The sequence below is a fragment of the Staphylococcus sp. HMSC069D12 genome (genome assembly GCF_001810405.1).
GTDB classification, from domain to species: Bacteria; Bacillota; Bacilli; order Staphylococcales; family Staphylococcaceae; genus Staphylococcus; species Staphylococcus haemolyticus.
Genome location: NZ_KV801105.1, coordinates 135,255 through 153,310 on the forward strand (window position 1 = coordinate 135,255; position 18,056 = coordinate 153,310).

General features: G+C 31.4%; 17 protein-coding genes. All 17 read left to right on the forward strand.

Annotated features, from left to right (window positions below):
- Positions 1-70 precede the first annotated feature (70 nt).
- The 17 genes from HMPREF2737_RS05470 (at position 71) to asnS (ending at position 18,039) form a co-directional block, all read left to right on the forward strand.
- Complete coding sequence (locus HMPREF2737_RS05470) at positions 71-658, forward strand: heptaprenyl pyrophosphate synthase subunit A (protein ID WP_037550477.1); 588 nt, start codon at positions 71-73, stop codon at positions 656-658.
- Positions 651-1,370 carry a demethylmenaquinone methyltransferase gene (locus HMPREF2737_RS05475; RefSeq protein ID WP_037550475.1) on the forward strand — a complete coding sequence of 240 codons (720 nt, stop codon included), beginning with the start codon at positions 651-653 and terminating at the stop codon, positions 1,368-1,370. Before HMPREF2737_RS05470 ends, HMPREF2737_RS05475 begins: the two co-directional genes overlap by 8 nt.
- Before the next feature lie 12 nt (positions 1,371-1,382).
- Entirely contained in the window at positions 1,383-2,339 is a 957-nt protein-coding gene (locus tag HMPREF2737_RS05480) for a polyprenyl synthetase family protein (RefSeq protein ID WP_037550473.1), read from the forward strand.
- A 148-nt stretch (positions 2,340-2,487) separates the two neighbouring features.
- Positions 2,488-2,937, forward strand: a complete 450-nt coding sequence (ndk, locus tag HMPREF2737_RS05485) for a nucleoside-diphosphate kinase (RefSeq protein WP_037550471.1) — start codon at positions 2,488-2,490, stop codon at positions 2,935-2,937.
- 292 nt (positions 2,938-3,229) lie between these two features.
- Entirely contained in the window at positions 3,230-4,396 is a 1,167-nt protein-coding gene (gene aroC, locus HMPREF2737_RS05490) for a chorismate synthase (protein WP_037550469.1), read from the forward strand.
- Positions 4,397-4,428: 32 nt separating this feature from the next.
- Positions 4,429-5,493 (forward strand): 3-dehydroquinate synthase, encoded by a 1,065-nt coding sequence (gene aroB / locus HMPREF2737_RS05495; protein ID WP_037550467.1) that lies wholly within the window; start codon positions 4,429-4,431, stop codon positions 5,491-5,493.
- A gap of 12 nt (positions 5,494-5,505) precedes the next feature.
- Positions 5,506-6,804, forward strand: coding sequence for a 3-phosphoshikimate 1-carboxyvinyltransferase (aroA, locus tag HMPREF2737_RS05500; protein WP_037550464.1), 1,299 nt, complete (start codon positions 5,506-5,508; stop codon positions 6,802-6,804).
- 6 nt (positions 6,805-6,810) lie between these two features.
- Positions 6,811-8,055 (forward strand): tetratricopeptide repeat protein, encoded by a 1,245-nt coding sequence (locus HMPREF2737_RS05505; RefSeq protein ID WP_037550462.1) that lies wholly within the window; start codon positions 6,811-6,813, stop codon positions 8,053-8,055.
- Positions 8,056-8,069: 14 nt separating this feature from the next.
- Positions 8,070-8,606 (forward strand): YpiB family protein, encoded by a 537-nt coding sequence (locus HMPREF2737_RS05510; protein WP_037550459.1) that lies wholly within the window; start codon positions 8,070-8,072, stop codon positions 8,604-8,606.
- 22 nt (positions 8,607-8,628) lie between these two features.
- Positions 8,629-9,255 (forward strand): DUF1405 domain-containing protein, encoded by a 627-nt coding sequence (locus HMPREF2737_RS05515; RefSeq protein ID WP_037550456.1) that lies wholly within the window; start codon positions 8,629-8,631, stop codon positions 9,253-9,255.
- A 19-nt stretch (positions 9,256-9,274) separates the two neighbouring features.
- Positions 9,275-9,973 (forward strand): zinc metallopeptidase, encoded by a 699-nt coding sequence (locus tag HMPREF2737_RS05520; RefSeq protein WP_037550453.1) that lies wholly within the window; start codon positions 9,275-9,277, stop codon positions 9,971-9,973.
- 290 nt (positions 9,974-10,263) lie between these two features.
- Positions 10,264-10,581, forward strand: a complete 318-nt coding sequence (locus HMPREF2737_RS05525) for a nucleotide pyrophosphohydrolase (protein ID WP_011275748.1) — start codon at positions 10,264-10,266, stop codon at positions 10,579-10,581.
- Between the two features lie 27 nt (positions 10,582-10,608).
- Complete coding sequence (gene bshA / locus HMPREF2737_RS05530; RefSeq protein WP_037550450.1) at positions 10,609-11,739, forward strand: N-acetyl-alpha-D-glucosaminyl L-malate synthase BshA; 1,131 nt, start codon at positions 10,609-10,611, stop codon at positions 11,737-11,739.
- A 1-nt stretch (position 11,740) separates the two neighbouring features.
- The gene (locus tag HMPREF2737_RS05535) at positions 11,741-12,943 is read left to right on the forward strand and encodes a CCA tRNA nucleotidyltransferase (protein WP_037550447.1); all 1,203 of its coding nucleotides are present in this window, start codon (positions 11,741-11,743) and stop codon (positions 12,941-12,943) included.
- Positions 12,930-13,901, forward strand: a complete 972-nt coding sequence (locus HMPREF2737_RS05540; protein ID WP_037550444.1) for a biotin--[acetyl-CoA-carboxylase] ligase — start codon at positions 12,930-12,932, stop codon at positions 13,899-13,901. The genes HMPREF2737_RS05535 and HMPREF2737_RS05540 overlap by 14 nt, the downstream gene beginning before the upstream one ends.
- Before the next feature lie 32 nt (positions 13,902-13,933).
- Positions 13,934-16,636 carry a helicase C-terminal domain-containing protein gene (locus tag HMPREF2737_RS05545; protein ID WP_037550440.1) on the forward strand — a complete coding sequence of 901 codons (2,703 nt, stop codon included), beginning with the start codon at positions 13,934-13,936 and terminating at the stop codon, positions 16,634-16,636.
- Positions 16,637-16,746: 110 nt separating this feature from the next.
- Positions 16,747-18,039 carry an asparagine--tRNA ligase gene (gene asnS, locus HMPREF2737_RS05550; protein ID WP_037550438.1) on the forward strand — a complete coding sequence of 431 codons (1,293 nt, stop codon included), beginning with the start codon at positions 16,747-16,749 and terminating at the stop codon, positions 18,037-18,039.
- Positions 18,040-18,056: the final 17 nt, after the last annotated feature.

An 18,056-nucleotide genomic window follows, 5' to 3' on the forward strand; every position in this document is an offset into this window, starting at 1 on the left:
TAAGTCCCTATATTTTATTTTTATTCATATAATGTTAAGATGTATAGTGATAATAACGTGAGGTGTGAACATGGAAAGAACTATAAGCAAATTAAATAGACAAATTAATCAAAAGCTTAAGGGAATTCATGACTATGAAGCTATTAACATAAACTCTAGATTGGGTGAATTATTAGATTGTTATGATATTCCTGAGAATGCTAAACTTGCTTGCCTCACTATCGATACTTCAATGAAACACCTTGATGAAATTACTCAAAATCAAAAGTCAAAAAAATCTATTTTGATTGGTGATTTGCTAAGTGCTCATTTTTATACGTTGTTAGCTGAAATAAATGATCCAACTTTTCAATTAGCAATGAGTAAAGCAATCGTTAAATCTAATGAATTAAAATCATCTATACATCATCAAGTAATAGAAACTGAAGATATCTATGATGCAATTATTGAAATAGAAACAATCTTCCCATATATAACTTTGTCTCATTTCAGTAAAGAACAAGTAGCCCCTTTAAATTTGTATCAAAAATTAATTCCTGAGGTTGATGATTACTATCCATCTTACCTTAAAATGTATCAAGCCGCTGATGTACATCAGTTTTTAAAAGATATCAATCAAAGTTATATAGAGAAAAGTAGAGGTAATATTAATGACTGAAAATAATGCAAAAAAAGAACAAGTTCATACAGTCTTTCAAAATATTTCAAGTAAATATGATCGTTTAAATAACATAATTAGTTTCGAACAACACAAAGTATGGCGCAAACATGTAATGAAAGATATGCACGTTAAAGTTGGTAGTAAAGCACTTGATGTTTGTTGTGGTACTGCTGATTGGACAATAGCCTTAAGTAAAGCAGTTGGTGCTTATGGTGAGGTGACGGGTTTAGACTTTAGTGAAAACATGTTAGAAGTTGGTAAAGAAAAAACTAAACATATGAACAATATTCATTTAGTACATGGCGATGCAATGAATTTACCGTTTGAAGATAATTCATTTGATTATGTAACTATTGGTTTCGGTCTACGTAACGTACCTGATTATTTAGTTGCATTAAAAGAAATGAACAGAGTCTTAAAGCCAGGTGGAATGATTGTTTGTCTTGAAACAAGTCAACCAACAATGCCTGTGTTTAAACAAATTTATAAATTGTACTTTAAATTTGTAATGCCAGTATTTGGTAAATTATTTGCCAAATCAAAAGAAGAATATGAATGGTTACAACAATCTACGTTCGATTTTCCAGATAAGGATAAGTTAAAACAATTGTTTGAACAAGCTGGCTTTAATAAAATTAAAATTCGTAGCTTTACAGGTGGCGTTGCTGCAATGCATCTAGGCTATAAACAAAAAAGTTCGACTAAATAAAAGGTGATTAACGTGGCAAAGTTAAACATGAATAGCGAGATAAAAAATGTAGAAAAACGCCTTCAAAAAGCTATTGAAAGCAATGATCCAATATTACGTGAAACCTCATCACATTTGCTTTCTTCAGGAGGTAAAAGAGTTAGACCTGCATTTGTTATATTAAGTAGTCAATTCGGTCCACAAAAGAAAACAGAAGACACGTATCGCGTCGCAGTTGCATTAGAGTTAATTCATATGGCAACGCTCGTTCATGATGATGTTATAGATAAGAGTGACAAACGACGTGGACGATTAACCATAGTAAAAAAATGGGATGTTACTACTGCAATACTAACTGGAAACTTTCTACTAGCATTAGGACTGGAACATTTATCTGAAATTCGTGACAATCGAATTCATCACATAATTTCAAATTCAATTGTAAATGTAGGACTTGGTGAGTTATTCCAATTTCAAGATCAATTTAATAGCGAACAAAGTATTACTAACTATCTGAGACGTATCAATAGAAAAACAGCTTTATTAATTCAGCTAGCAACTGAAGTAGGAGCAATTACTTCAGAAGCTAATGATGAAACCATTCGAAAACTTAAAATGATAGGTCATTATATCGGTATGAGTTTCCAAATAGTAGATGATATTTTGGATTTCACGAGCACTGAAAAGAAACTTGGCAAACCAGTTGGTAGCGATTTAATGAATGGACATATAACGTTACCAGTATTACTTGAAATGAAAAAAGATACGTCATTTAAGAAAAAAATTTCTACTCTAAATCATCAATCTGAATCTCAAGAGTTTAAACCTCTAATTGAACAGATTAGAAATTCTTATAGTATAAAAGAATCAAAAGCAATTAGTGATAAATATTTAGCTAAGGCGCTTAAGTTAATTGATGAACTTGATGAACCCAATGCTCAAAGTCTTTTTATTAAATTAATAAAGAAAATGGGATCACGTAGTGTTTAGAACGAAAAAATATTGAAAGCGCTTTAACAACCTGTTACTATTGAATAGTAGCAGGTTGTTTGTTACACAATATTACTATACATAAATAAACATTTATATTTTAAGTCTTAAATTAATCAGACTTAATTCACAGGGGGGATCAATTACGATGGAAAGAACTTTCTTAATGATTAAACCAGATGCAGTACAACGTAATTTAGTGGGAGAAATTATTTCACGTATTGAAAGAAAAGGGTTAAAACTTGTCGGTGCTAAATTAATGACAGTTCCTCAATCTCTAGCTGAAGAACACTATTCCGAACATACTGACAAGCCATTCTATGATAAATTAATTTCATTTATTACTTCAGCACCTGTTTTTGCAATGGTTGTCGAAGGTGAAGACGCTGTAGATGTATCAAGACATATTATAGGTAAAACAAATCCTTCTGAAGCTACGCCAGGTTCTATAAGAGGAGATTTAGGTTTAACAGTAGGAAGAAACGTAATTCATGGTTCTGATTCAGTTGAATCAGCACAAAGAGAGATTAATTTATGGTTCAAAGAAGAGGAATTAAGTAGCTACGAAGCACCTAGAGATACTTGGTTATATGAATAGTAAATTGAAATATTTTATTAAGCGTTTACAATTCAAATTGGCTTTAGTTGATTGAAATAAGTAATTTCTTAAATTAAGCATATATTCAACATTTTAAAGGTAGGACAATGAATTCTGTCCTACCTTCTTTTTTTAATTTGAATATTAAATCACTAATCTATCATTTGATAATTATTAAAATATTCTAATAAATTAAAAAATACTGTAGCACACTAGTTATGTTATAAGGTTGAATGTGATATGATAACACATATCACAATTTAACGTAGTAAAGGGAAAGGAGCGTATTCTCATGAGATATTTAACATCTGGAGAATCACATGGTCCTCAATTAACAGTAATTATTGAAGGTGTGCCTGCTAATTTAGAAATTAAAGCGGAAGATATAAATAAAGAAATGTTTAAACGTCAAGGTGGCTACGGTAGAGGACGTCGTATGCAAATTGAAAAAGATGCAGTAGAGATTGTATCAGGAGTCAGAAATGGATATACACTTGGTAGTCCAATTACGATTGTTGTCACAAATGATGATTTCACTCATTGGAGAAATATTATGGGTATTGAGCCTATTTCTGATGAAGAAAGAGATAATATGAAACGTACGATTACAAAACCCCGTCCTGGACACGCAGATTTAATCGGTGGTATGAAATATAATCATAGAGATTTAAGAAATGTTTTAGAACGTTCATCGGCTCGAGAGACAGCAGCACGTGTTGCAGTAGGTGCAGTATCTAAAATTCTTCTAGAACAATTAGACATTCACATGTATAGTCGTGTTGTTGAAATTGGTGGTATTAAAGATGAAGGTTTATATGATACTGAAACATTCAAACAAAATATTGATAAGAATGACGTACGTGTAATTGATGAAACTATCGCTCAAAAAATGAGAGATAAAATTGATGCTGCTAAAAAAGATGGCGATTCCATTGGTGGTGTTGTTCAAGTTATGGTTGAAAATATGCCTGTTGCAGTCGGTAGTTATGTGCAATATGATCGTAAATTAGATGGTCGTATAGCACAAGGTGTTGTAAGTATTAACGCATTTAAAGGAGTAAGCTTCGGTGAAGGATTCAAAGCTGCTGAAAAACCAGGTAGCGAAATTCAAGACGAAATTTTATATGATAATGAAAGTGGATTCTATAGAGGCTCCAATCATTTAGGTGGCTTTGAAGGTGGTATGACAAATGGTATGCCAATTATTGTTAATGGTGTTATGAAGCCAATTCCTACTTTATATAAACCACTTAATTCCGTTGATATTAATACTAAAGAAGACTTCAAAGCCACGATTGAACGATCTGACAGTTGTGCAGTACCTGCAGCAAGTGTTGTTTGTGAACATGTTGTTGCTTTTGAGGTTGCTAAAGCCATTACAGAAGAGTTTCAATCCAATCATATCGATCAGCTAAAAGCCCAAATTGATGAACGAAGACGCCTTAATATTGAATTCTAATAAATTGTTAGGTAAGGAACGAGGTATTTCATATGCAATTACAAACAACCTATCCAAATAATAATTATCCAATTATAGTTGAACATAATGCTTTCGAGGAGTTATCTGAATATATACAAGACTATGATAAAGTGTTTCTTATCATTGATGAGTACGTCGATTTTAACTTTAAAACTAAGTTTACACCGTTACTTGAATCAACACATATATATAAGATAATAGTTCCAGCTGGTGAGAAGATGAAGACGTTTGAACATTATCAACAAACGCTAGAACACCTTCTTGAATACAATTTAACACGTAATACTTGTTTAGTTGCGATAGGTGGCGGTGCTACTGGAGATTTCACTGGATTTCTTGCTTCATCTTTATTAAGAGGTGTTGATTTCATACAAGTACCTACAACAATACTTGCCCATGACTCTAGCGTGGGAGGTAAAGTAGGGATTAATTCCATTCACGGTAAAAATTTAATTGGCGCATTTTATAGACCAAAAGCTGTGATATATGATTTAAATTTCTTAGCAACATTGCCTTATGACGAAATACTAAGTGGGTATGCTGAAGTTTATAAGCATGCACTATTAACAGGTCAAGTTGCAGTAGATGATATTGAAAAACACTTCTCCACAAAAGAAAAACTAGAATCTTTGAATGATATAGATCAGTTTATCTTCAAAGGAATTAAAGCTAAACTAAACGTCATCATTAAAGATGAAAAAGAGCACAATATGCGAAAGTATTTAAATTTAGGACATACATTCGGTCATGCCGTTGAGTACAAGACTAAAATACCACATGGTCATGCTATTATGATTGGAATCATTTACCAATTTATAGTTGCTAATACTTTACTTGATACACAATTCGACATCTCATATTATGCTAACTATTTAAAGAAACTTCATTATCCAGTTCAAATTGTTCAGCAATTAAACTTTGATGATATGTATCACTATATGCTAACTGATAAGAAAAATAATGGTGAAGGTATTCAAATGGTATTACTTGAAGAACTTGGTAAACCACGAGTATGTCATGTTGAAAAAACTATATTAATAAAAGCATTTAACGATTTACAACTAGTATTAAAGTAGGTGGATTACAGTATGTCAAATGAGCAAATAATAGATATAAAAGGGCCTTTAATTGGAGAAATTGAAGTACCCGGAGACAAGTCAATGACCCATCGAGCGATTATGTTGGCGTCTTTAGCAACTGGTCAATCGACTATATATAAGCCTCTTTTGGGTGAAGATTGTTTACGCACAATAGAAATATTTAAATTATTAGGTGTTAACTTACAGCTTGCTGATGAAAAGATTATAGTTGATTCACCTGGTTATAATAAATTTAAAACACCACATCAAACACTATATACTGGAAATTCTGGTACTACAACCCGATTATTAGCTGGTTTACTAAGTGGACTCAATCTAAATTGCGTTTTGTCCGGTGATGCTTCAATAGGTAAGCGACCTATGGATAGAATAATGAAGCCACTCAGATTAATGGGGGCAAATATTACTGGCATTGATGATAATTTTACACCATTAATTATTAAACCCGCTTCAATTAATGGTATTACCTATAAAATGGAAGTAGCCAGTGCACAAGTCAAAAGTGCATTATTATTTGCAAGTCTATTTTCTAATGACAGTTCTAAAATTACTGAGTTAGATGTAAGTCGAAATCATACTGAAACAATGTTTGAACATTTTAATATTCCGATTAGCATTTCTGGTAAAGAAATTACTACTCAACCAAATGCTATCGAACATATAAAAGCTAAAGATTTTTATGTGCCTGGTGATATCTCTTCAGCAGCATTCTTTATAGTGGCAGCACTTATTACTCCTGGTAGTGATATTACAATTCATAATGTTGGCATCAATCCAACTCGTTCAGGTATTATAGATATCGTTAAACAAATGGAAGGAAATATTGAATGTTTAAATATCACAGATACATCAGAACCTACTGCATCAATCCGTGTTAAATACACACCAAACTTAAAACCTGTTCTTATTGAAGGTGATATAGTTCCAAAAGCTATTGACGAGTTACCAATTATTGCACTATTGTGTACACAAGCAAGTGGTACTAGTATTATTAAAGATGCAGAAGAATTAAAAGTGAAAGAAACTAATCGAATTGATACGACTGCAGACATGCTCGGTTTATTAGGGTTTGAATTGCAACCCACTGATGACGGACTTATTATTCATCCTTCAGAATTTAAAAAGTCAGCAACCGTAGATAGTTTAACAGATCACCGAATAGGGATGATGTTAGCTATTGCATCATTATTAAGTGATGAACCACTGAATATCCGTCAGTTTGATGCAGTAAATGTATCGTTCCCAGGTTTCCTTCCTAAATTAATGCTTTTAGAAAATGAGGGATAAAACAGTATGGAAGATATCTATAAATTAATAGACGATATCAATCTTCAAAAATTAGATAATTTAGATTCTCGTGTAAATGATGCTTTAACTTCTAATAATGACGATGCATTATTTATTCTTGGTGAAACCCTATATAATTTTGGTTTAACACCTCAAGGTCTAGAGGTATTTAGAACTTTATATCATAAATATCCAGATGAAAGTGAATTACTTATATATTTTATTGAAGGTCTAATGTCAGAGAATCAAACTGATGAAGCATTAGAATATTTAAGTCAAGTTGCAATATCAACAGAAAAATTAATGTTAGAGGCTGATTTATATCAGCAAATTAATATGACAGAAGTTGCCATTGATAAATTAATTGAAGCTAGGGAATTAGAGCCAAATGATCCAATCATCCATTTCGCATTAGCTGAGATGCTATATTTTGATGGTCAATATTTGCGCGCTACACGTGAATATGAAGTCGTATTAGATACGGGTGAATACGAAGTAAATGGTATTAATTTATTTGCTCGTATGGCAGATTGTGCATTACAAAGTGGAAACTATAGTGATGCGATTAATCTATATGATGAAATTAATGAAGATGAAATGACTTCTGAAGATTTCTTCAAAAAAGCAATCGCGTATGAAAAAAATGATATCACTCATGAAGCCATTAAAATTACTAAGAACCTTCTATCGAAAGATCCCGATTTTATTCAAGGATATTTCTATTTACAATCACTTTATGAAAATGAAAAAAATTATCCTGATGCCATTGAGACCGGCAAAGAGGGGTTACGTTTAAATCAATTTTATAAAGAATTGATGGTTTCAACAGGAAGTTTAGAAATTGAACATGGTGATGCAAATGAAGGTGTTGAATTACTAAAACAAGCACTTGAAGTGGACAATGCTTATCATGAACCTTTATTAATTTTGAGTGATTTGTTCCGAAATGAAGAAGATTATGAAGCAATCATCGCATTGCTATCATATGTGGATGAAGATGATTTGGACCCTGTATTCATGTGGCATTTAGCTCATGCATTTGGCCAAGAAGAACGTGATAAAGAAGCACAACATTTCTTTGAACTAGCTTATCCTACAATGAAAACTCAAAGCGCTTTCTTAAATGACTATTACTATTATTTAATCGAAATCGGTTATAAAGAAAAAGCGAAAACAATATTACAACAATTAATAGAAATGGATCCTAGTAATGAGACATGGCAAGAAGAAGCCAATCGTCTTGATTATTAATGTAGGTGATTCTTTTGACTCAAACACTTACACAAATGAAACAAAGTTATATTGAATATGCTTTGTTTCATTATCATTTTAAATCACGAATTAGCGTGTGGATTTTAAATTATATTAAATCTCATACCGAGTTACTAGAACATGTACATTTTGTAAACCAAAGAATATTTGACCATAAAACGTTAGAACTTGCTTTAACAAATACAGATGCACCAGCAATTAGATTAGTTAAAAATAATCACTTACTCATTAATACAAATGAGATATTCGAATACGTAACAACTCATCATAACGACTTCGATATTCTTATTCATTTTTCAGACCAACACTCGATAGATTTTAGATTCAATGATTTAATTATTCATCAATTAATGTACTCTCCTCAGTACATGGCTTATCTAAACACAATTTATAATTTACCTCTCGATTCTACAAAAGTGCATTCGCTAGTAGAACACTTACGACATAATATAGATTTAAGCTTACAACTTAATGATCGAGAACAATTTTACCAATTAACACAGATTTTAGAAGTCCTTGAAAACCGATAAAGCCACAAAGGAATTTAATCACATGCTTACATTAAAACAGATGTGGGAGTTAACCTTATATCGCCACTCTTGCTTAATCTTTTTACTTATTTTCAACATACTCGGTACCTTATATGGATTTATTTGGTATGGTGATCAATTAGTTAAAACACCTTGGTATTTCTTGCCATTTATACCAGATAGCCCAATCGCTTCACTTTTTTTGTGTATTGTTATTATTTGTCTCATTTTTAATAAGCATATCCCATTTGTAGAGGCGCTTGCATTCGTAACTTTAGTTAAATATGGACTTTGGGCAATAATAATGAATATTCTCATGATTAATCTAGATCAAAACTTAACCATAATGAATGTTTTTTTGATTATAAGTCATGGTATTATGGCGATTCAAGCTATTTATTTCTATCCTCGTTTAAAAATTAGGATTAGTGGGCTATTAGTGGCAATGATCTGGGTACTTAACAATGACTATATGGATTATGTTTTAAATAAGTACCCGTCGTACTATGATTTTATTGAACAGCACAAAGAGATGGTAGGCTATATTGCTTTCTGGCTAAGTGTTTTTGCACTAAGTTTATATTATAATTTAAAAAAATCTTATCGGTTAAATTATTTGATTAAATACAAGATAGTCAGTAGAATATGATTAAAGGAGAGTGGAATTATTGTCTATAATGTCTTATATAATATATATTGTCATTATTATGCTCATTCCTATGTGGGCACAACACAAAGTAAAATCTAACTATGAAAAATATGCACAAGTAAGATCAACAAGTGGTAAAACTGGTCGCGAGGTAGCAGAAGAAATACTTCATGCAAATGGTATTTATGATGTTGACGTAGTAAAGGGTGAAGGTTTCTTAACAGACCACTATGATCCTAAAAAGAAAGTTGTTTGTTTATCTCCTGCAAACTTCGATAGACCTTCAGTAGCTGGTACAGCTATTGCTGCACACGAAGTTGGACATGCGATTCAACATCAACAAGGGTATGCATTTTTAAGATTTAGAAGTGCATTAGTACCACTAGCTAATTTAGGTAGTTCATTAAGTTACATGATTATCATGTTAGGTATCATCTTAACAGCTATGGGTAGTGCATTTGGCTCAACAGCTTTATGGATTGGTGCTGGGTTAATGTCACTTGCAGTCTTATTCTCAATCGTAACTTTACCTGTTGAATTTGACGCAAGTTCAAGAGCAATGAAACAAATAACTGCATTAAACATTGTAAATGAAAAAGAATATAAACATGCTAAAAAGGTTCTTTCAGCCGCTGCAATGACTTATGTTGCTGCTACTGCGACAGCTGTTGCAGAACTAGTTAGAATTATTCTAATCGCTAAAGCAAGTGATAATTAATGAAATTAGGGTTATAGGTATAAAAAACAATGATGTAAAAACTACTATAAATTTTTAGTAGTTATTTAAAACTTTGAATGTTCAAATACCAAAATTTTTAACTTTAGATATCCTTATAAGAGAGTAGAACAATGAATTCAAGATGAATTCTGTTCTGCTCCTTTTTTATTTTTTAAATATAGCAGTATGATTTAAAATATAGTCTGTTCTTTTCATATTCATAAAATGCATGATTTTTTAATATGATATATACTTAATAAGAGTCAATAATAAAGGAGAAAGTGATCGTAATGAAATCTATGAAAGAAATGCAAAATGAAGTTGATGCGTACATTGGACAATTCAAAGCTGGTTATTTTTCTCCACTGGCAAATTTAGCACGTTTAACAGAAGAAGTTGGAGAACTTGCTAGAGAGATAAACCACTATCATGGTGAAAAGAAAAAGAAAGAAACTGAAGAAGATAATACAATTAAAGCTGAATTAGGAGACAATTTATTTGTTTTACTTTGTATAGCTAATTCATTAGATATTGATATGACTGAAAGTTTTAATGAAACAATGGAAAAGTTCAACACTAGAGATAAAAATCGTTTTGAACGCAAATAAATATAAACAAGAGGAGGATAGTTTTTCATGAAAATAGGTATCACATGTTATCCATCTATGGGCGGTTCTGGTATTATTGCTACTGAGCTAGGAATAAAAATGGCAGAAAGAGGCCATGAAGTACATTTTATAACTTCCAATATTCCTTTTAGAATACGTAAACCTTTACCTAATATTACTTTTCATCAAGTTGAAGTAAATCAATATGCAGTCTTTCAATATCCTCCATATGATATTACTTTGAGTACTAAAATTTCAGAAGTTATAAAGGAATACGATTTAGATGTATTACACATGCACTATGCAGTACCTCATGCAGTTTGTGGAATTTTAGCACGTCAAATGTCTGGAAAAGATATTAAAATAATGACCACGTTACACGGTACTGATATCACAGTGCTAGGTTACGACCATTCACTCAAAGGCGCCATTAAATTTGGGATTGAGCAAAGTGATATTGTTACAAGTGTGAGTCACTCTTTAGCACATCAAACTAAATCAATCATTGAAACCGAGAAAGAAATTGTTCCTATTTATAATTTTGTGCGTGAAAATGAATTTCCAACGCGTCATGATGAAACGCTTAAAGAAGTATATGGTATTAAACCTGATGAAAAGGTACTTATACATGTATCTAATTTTAGAAAAGTGAAACGCATAGATACTATATTAGAGACATTTGCTAAAGTTCATAAAAACATACCAAGTAAATTAATCTTGTTAGGAGACGGTCCTGAATTATTAGACATGAGAAAGTTAGCGCGTCACTTAGGTATCGATAGTGATGTACTATTCTTAGGCAAGCAAGACCAAGTAAGTGAATTTTACCAAATGTCTGATTTAGTACTTCTATTAAGTGAAAAAGAAAGCTTTGGATTAACTTTGCTTGAGGCAATGAAAACAGGAGTAGTGCCGATAGGTTCTAATGCTGGTGGGATTAAAGAGGTTATTAAACATGATGAGACTGGTTTCATTGTGGATATAGGAGATAGCACTAGTGCAAGTGAATATGCGTTACAACTGCTTTCAAATAAAGAATTATATAATAAAATGCAAACTGCTATGTTAAAGGATATTGATGTACGATTTGGTTCAGAATTAATAACTGATCAATATGAACACTACTATAGAAAAATGTTAAATCAAAAAGAGGATTAGTATGGGAACAGAACTATTTAATCAAGCAAAACCCATTTTAGAAAAAATAGAACAACATGGATTTGAAGCATATTTCGTTGGTGGATCGGTGAGAGATTACTTAATGAACAGACCCATTCACGACATCGATATTACTACTAGTGCTACACCAGATGAAATAGAAAAAATATTTGACAAGACTATCTCAATCGGGAGAGAGCATGGCACTATAAATGTCGTGTATCAAGGAACAAATTATGAAGTAACAACCTTCAGAGCTGAAGCAGAGTATGTTGATCATCGTAGGCCTAGTGAAGTCTATTTCGTGCGTGATTTAAAAGAAGATTTACAACGTCGTGACTTTACAATTAATGCAATTGCCATGGATAAAAATTTTAATATTTATGACTATTTTGACGGTAATGCAGCATTGAATCAACATATTATTAAAACTGTTGGTGATGCTAAAGAACGGTTTAAAGAGGATGCATTACGCATTTTAAGAGGCTTACGCTTTCAATCCCAATTGAATTTTACTATAGAAGGTGATACTTTTGAGGCGATGAAACATCAAATCGCAGATGTAGAACATTTATCTATAGAACGCATTGTCGTGGAATTAAAAAAATTAATTAAAGGTCAAAATGTAAGCCAAAGCTACCTAAACCTAATAGGTTTGAATTTCTTTAATTATGTACCTTTCTTTAGCAGTCTTGATATGAAGCAAACTAAAGTTAATTCACCAATAAGCTTTGAATTATGGTTAGCAATATTAATGACTGTTGAACAAACAAATACTTCACTTTCTGACTTAAATATAAGCAACAATGAGAAAATTAAAATCAATCAATATCATAAAATAATGCTAGAGATGCCTCATGTTTCATCTAAAGATCAATTAAAATTATTCGTTTATGACTATGGTATGAATAATATTTTAGATATCATTGCTATTAATTCAATACTTGAAGACAATAACATTAAAGTAGCCTCTCCGTTAATATTTAATCTTCAATCAATAAAAAAAATTGATCAACATTTACCTATTAGAAGTCGTAGAGATCTAAATATTAATGGTGGAGATATACTTAGAATTACGTCTAAAAAAAGTGGCCCTTGGCTGAAAGAAGTTCTTAGACAAATAGAAAATGATGTGTTAACAAATAAAGTTCCAAATTTAAAAGATGAATTATTGAAGTGGGTGAAAGAGAATGTCAAAATATAGTCAAGATGTTATACGTATGCTATATATGCATCAATCTGAATATATTTCGGGACAATATATTGCTGATCAGCTAAATATTTCTAGAGCAGCTGTTAAAAAAGTCATTGATCAATTAAAAAAAGATGGTTGCAAAATCGAATCTATCAATCATAAAGGCCACCAACTAAATGAACTCCCAGATAGTTGGTATAATGGTATCGTATCTTATATTTTAAAAAATTCACAACTAGCTTCGGAGATAAAAGTATTTGAAAGTGTTGAATCAACTCAGATTATTGCTAAGCAAGAATTGGTAGATAATAATAAGTCTATGATTATATTAAGTGACGAACAAACAAAAGGAAGAGGTCGATTTAATCGTAATTGGGCTTCTTCAAAAGGAAAAGGTTTATGGATGTCTCTAGTATTGCGTCCAAATGTACCTTTTTCAATGATCCCAAAATTTAACTTGTTTATTGCTTTAGGAATTAGGGATGCAATACAATCTTTCACGAATGATAAAGTAGAAATTAAATGGCCGAACGATATCTATATTGCTGATAAAAAAGTATGTGGCTTTTTAACTGAAATGATAGCAAATTACGATTCAATTGACGCTATTATTTGTGGTATAGGTATTAATTTAAATCACAGTGACAGTGATTTCTCTGATGATATTAAACAGAGAGCAACAAGCATTCGTTTACATAGTAATAATAAAATTAATCGATACTCATTTTTAGAAAAGCTCATTTCATCAATCGAAAAACGATATTCACAATTTTTAACAAAGTTTTTTTCAGAAATTCGAAATGAGTATATTGAAGCCTCAAATATATGGCAACGACAATTGCGTTTCACTGAAAACGACAAACAATTTATAGGTGAAGCAATCGATATTGATGACGATGGTTTCTTAATAGTTAGAGACGAAAATAATGAAGTTAGACGCCTTATTAGTGCGGATATAGATATATAATGCGAATGACATGAAGATAAGGAGAGTTAGTTATGGGACACACAAGTTATGCAGTTGTAGATTTAGAGACAACTGGCAATCAACTTGATTATGATGAAATTATACAAATTGGTATTACTTTTGTAAGTAACAATAAAATATCTGGGACTTATCATTCTATGATTCGTACTGATTTGGAAATTCCTCCATTCATCCAAGCGTTGACTTCTATTGAAGATACCATGTTAGAGCAAGCCCCTTATTTTCATGAAATTGCACAAGAAATTTACAAACAATTGAAAGATAGTGTGTTCGTTGCTCATAATGTTGATTTTGACTTAAATTTTATAAAAAAAGCCTTTCAAAACTGTAATATAGATTTTGAACCTAAAAAGGTTCTGGATACGTTAGAAGTATTTAAAATTGCTTATCCTACTGATAAGAGTTATCAACTTAGTGAATTAGCAGAGGCACACGACATACCCTTAGACAACGCACATAGAGCTGATGAAGACGCTACTACTACTGCATTACTAATGATTAAAGCCTTTCAAAAATTCGAACAACTACCAATAGATACATTAAAACAACTCTATTATTTAAGTAAAAATTTAAAATATGACTTATTTAATGTCTTGTTTGAAATGGTACGTCAACATGAAAATTCATCTTTAGATAATCAATACGGTCAATTCGAACAAATAATTTATAAAAAGCAAATTGATTTAAAAGCACCTAAAACAACATTTAATGGATCACTTAAAGAATTGTATAGTGAAGTAGTTAAGTCACTTAATCTAACATATCGTCCACAACAACTATATTTATCTGAAATCATCCTAGAGCAACTCATGCACAATGATAAAGCGATGATTGAAGCACCTTTAGGTAGTGGAAAGTCATTGGCATATCTTTTGGCAGCTTTGATGTATAACATTGAAACTGGACGTCATGTCATGATTTCGACTAATACTAAACTGTTGCAAAATCAACTTTTGCTAAAAGATATTCCGAGTATCAATCAAGCACTAAACTTTAAAATTAATGCCACACTTATAAAAAGTAAATCTGAATACATTTCACTTGGATTAATTAGTCAGATTTTGAAAGATGAAACTACCAACTATGAAGTTAATATTTTAAAAATGCAATTATTGACCTGGATTATCGAAACGGAAACTGGAGATATTCAAGATTTAAATCTTAAAGGTGGCCAGAAAATGTATTTTGACCAAAAGATTGAAACTTATGTACCAGTTAGACATGATATACATTATTACAATTACATCAAACGAAATGCACATCATATTCAAATCGGAATCACTAATCATGCACATCTCATACACTCAGACCAAGAGAATTCAATTTATCAACTTTTCGATGATTGTATAATTGATGAGGCACATCGTTTACCTGACTATGCATTAAACCAAGTCACTAATGAACTCGATTATTCAGATTTAAAATATCAACTTGGTTTAATAGGAAAAAATGAAAATGAAAAATTATTAAAAGCGATTGATAAACTAGAACAACAACGAATTTTAGAACGTTTAGATATCGCACCGATAGATGTATTCGGTTTAAAAATGAATATATCAGAAATACATGATTTAAATGAACGTCTATTTAATCATATATTCGAAATCATTCAAAACTCTGACGTTTATGATGATGATATACATCGACACCATTATGTATTTGAATTTGATTCAACTCAGATACTTAAAGATTTGCATTTGATTGTTGATAAGATAAATAAGACATTAGAAATTTTTAATGGTATGACGCACAAAACAATTAAGACTTTACGCAAACAACTTATATATATTAATGATACTTATCGAAATATAGAGCAGAGTTTAAAAGATAAACATACTGCGTACTTATCCATTAGGAATCTAACTCAAAAGTCAACTATTAAATTGATTGTTAAAGATTATGCAGTTCGTGATATTTTAACGACTCGCGTTTTAGATAAATTTAATTCATTAACATTTATTTCTGGAACATTGACGTTTAATCATAAATTTGATGCCTTTAAAAATTGGTTTAAAGAAGATGTGCATTTTAACACGTATCAAGTTCCATCGACACTATCTAATCACACGAATACGAACGTGTTTATTCCTAATGATGTTAGTTCTTATAACTTCAAAAATATCGATGATTACGTAGCATCTATAGTGGATTATATTCAAGAGTATGTAACAATCACTGATTCGAAATGTTTAGTGTTATTTACAAGCTACCGTATGATGCACATGGTACAAGAGTTATTAAATGAATTACCCACTTTTGAAGACTATGTAGTACTTACACAACAACAAAATCAAAACTATAAAATTGTTCAACAATTTAATAATTTTGATAAGACAATTTTACTTGGCACATCAACGTTTTTCGAAGGTTTTGATTATCAAGCTAAAGGTATTAAATGTGTTATGATAGCTAAACTTCCATTTATGAATAAATACAATACGAAACATTGGCTTATGGATTCTGAATTTGATTCTACCTTTAAGGACTATGTTTTACCCGACGCAGTTACTCGTTTTAGACAAGGTTTAGGTCGTTTAATTCGCAATGAAGATGATCAAGGGTTGATTGTCTCTTTTGATGATCGTCTTGTAAGCAGTAACTATAAAAACTTTTTTGCTCAAACTTTAGAAAATTATAAGCAAAAAAAGGGCGATATTAAACAATTTAGCAAACTTGTTAACAAAATCCAACATAATATTGATGCTAATAAATGATTCAAACTGTTATACATTGAGATAGTGTGTTTACATGCTAGAACTTCACAATTTATTTTGTTAAAATAAATAAGTATTGATTACAAAGAATGACAATTAGGAGATTGGTTATGAAAACAACGATTAAACAAGCTAAACAACATCTTAACCAAGAAGTGACTATTGGTGCTTGGTTAACAAATAAACGTTCAAGTGGCAAGATTGCCTTTTTACAATTACGTGATGGTAGTGGCTTTATGCAAGGTGTAGTGGTTAAATCAGAGGTTTCTGAAGAAACATTCCAACTAGCTAAAGAAATTACACAAGAATCATCACTTTATGTGACTGGTGTTATCACAGAAGATAACCGTTCAGATTTAGGCTACGAAATGCAAGTGAAATCAATTGAAGTTATTCACGAAGCACATGATTATCCAATTACACCTAAAAATCACGGTACTGAATTTTTAATGGATCATAGACATTTATGGTTGCGTTCAAAAAAACAACATGCTGTTATGAAAATCAGAAATGAAATTATTAGAGCGACATACGAATTCTTTAATGAAAATGGATTCACTAAAATTGATCCTCCAATCTTAACAGCAAGTGCTCCAGAAGGAACAAGTGAATTATTCCATACTAAGTACTTTGATGAAGATGCTTTCCTTTCTCAAAGTGGTCAATTATATATGGAAGCAGCTGCAATGGCTCATGGTCGTGTGTTCTCATTTGGACCAACTTTCAGAGCTGAAAAATCTAAAACTCGACGCCATTTGATTGAATTCTGGATGATTGAACCAGAAATGGCATTTACAAATCATGTGGAAAGTTTAGAAGTCCAAGAACAGTATGTATCAGATGTCGTTAAATCTGTACTTAATAATTGTCAATTAGAACTTAAAGCACTAGATAGAGATACGAGTAAACTTGAAAAGGTTTCAGCACCTTTCCCAAGAATTTCTTATGATGATGCAATTAAGTTCTTAAAAGAAGAAGGTTTCGATGATATTGAGTGGGGCGAGGACTTCGGTGCACCACATGAAACTGCTATTGCAAATCATTATGATTTACCTGTATTTATTACAAATTATCCAACTAAAATTAAACCATTCTATATGCAACCAAATCCAGAGAATGAAGAAACAGTTTTATGTGCAGATTTAATTGCACCAGAGGGTTATGGTGAAATCATTGGTGGTTCTGAACGTATTAATGATTTAGAATTATTAGAACAACGTATAGATGAACATCAATTAGACACTGAAAGTTATAACTATTATTTAGACTTACGTCGTTATGGTAGTGTGCCACATAGCGGATTTGGATTAGGGTTAGAGAGAACTGTTGCTTGGATTTCTGGTGTGGAACACGTAAGAGAAACTGCTCCATTCCCACGATTATTAAATCGTTTATATCCATAAGTTCTAATCCCACATAC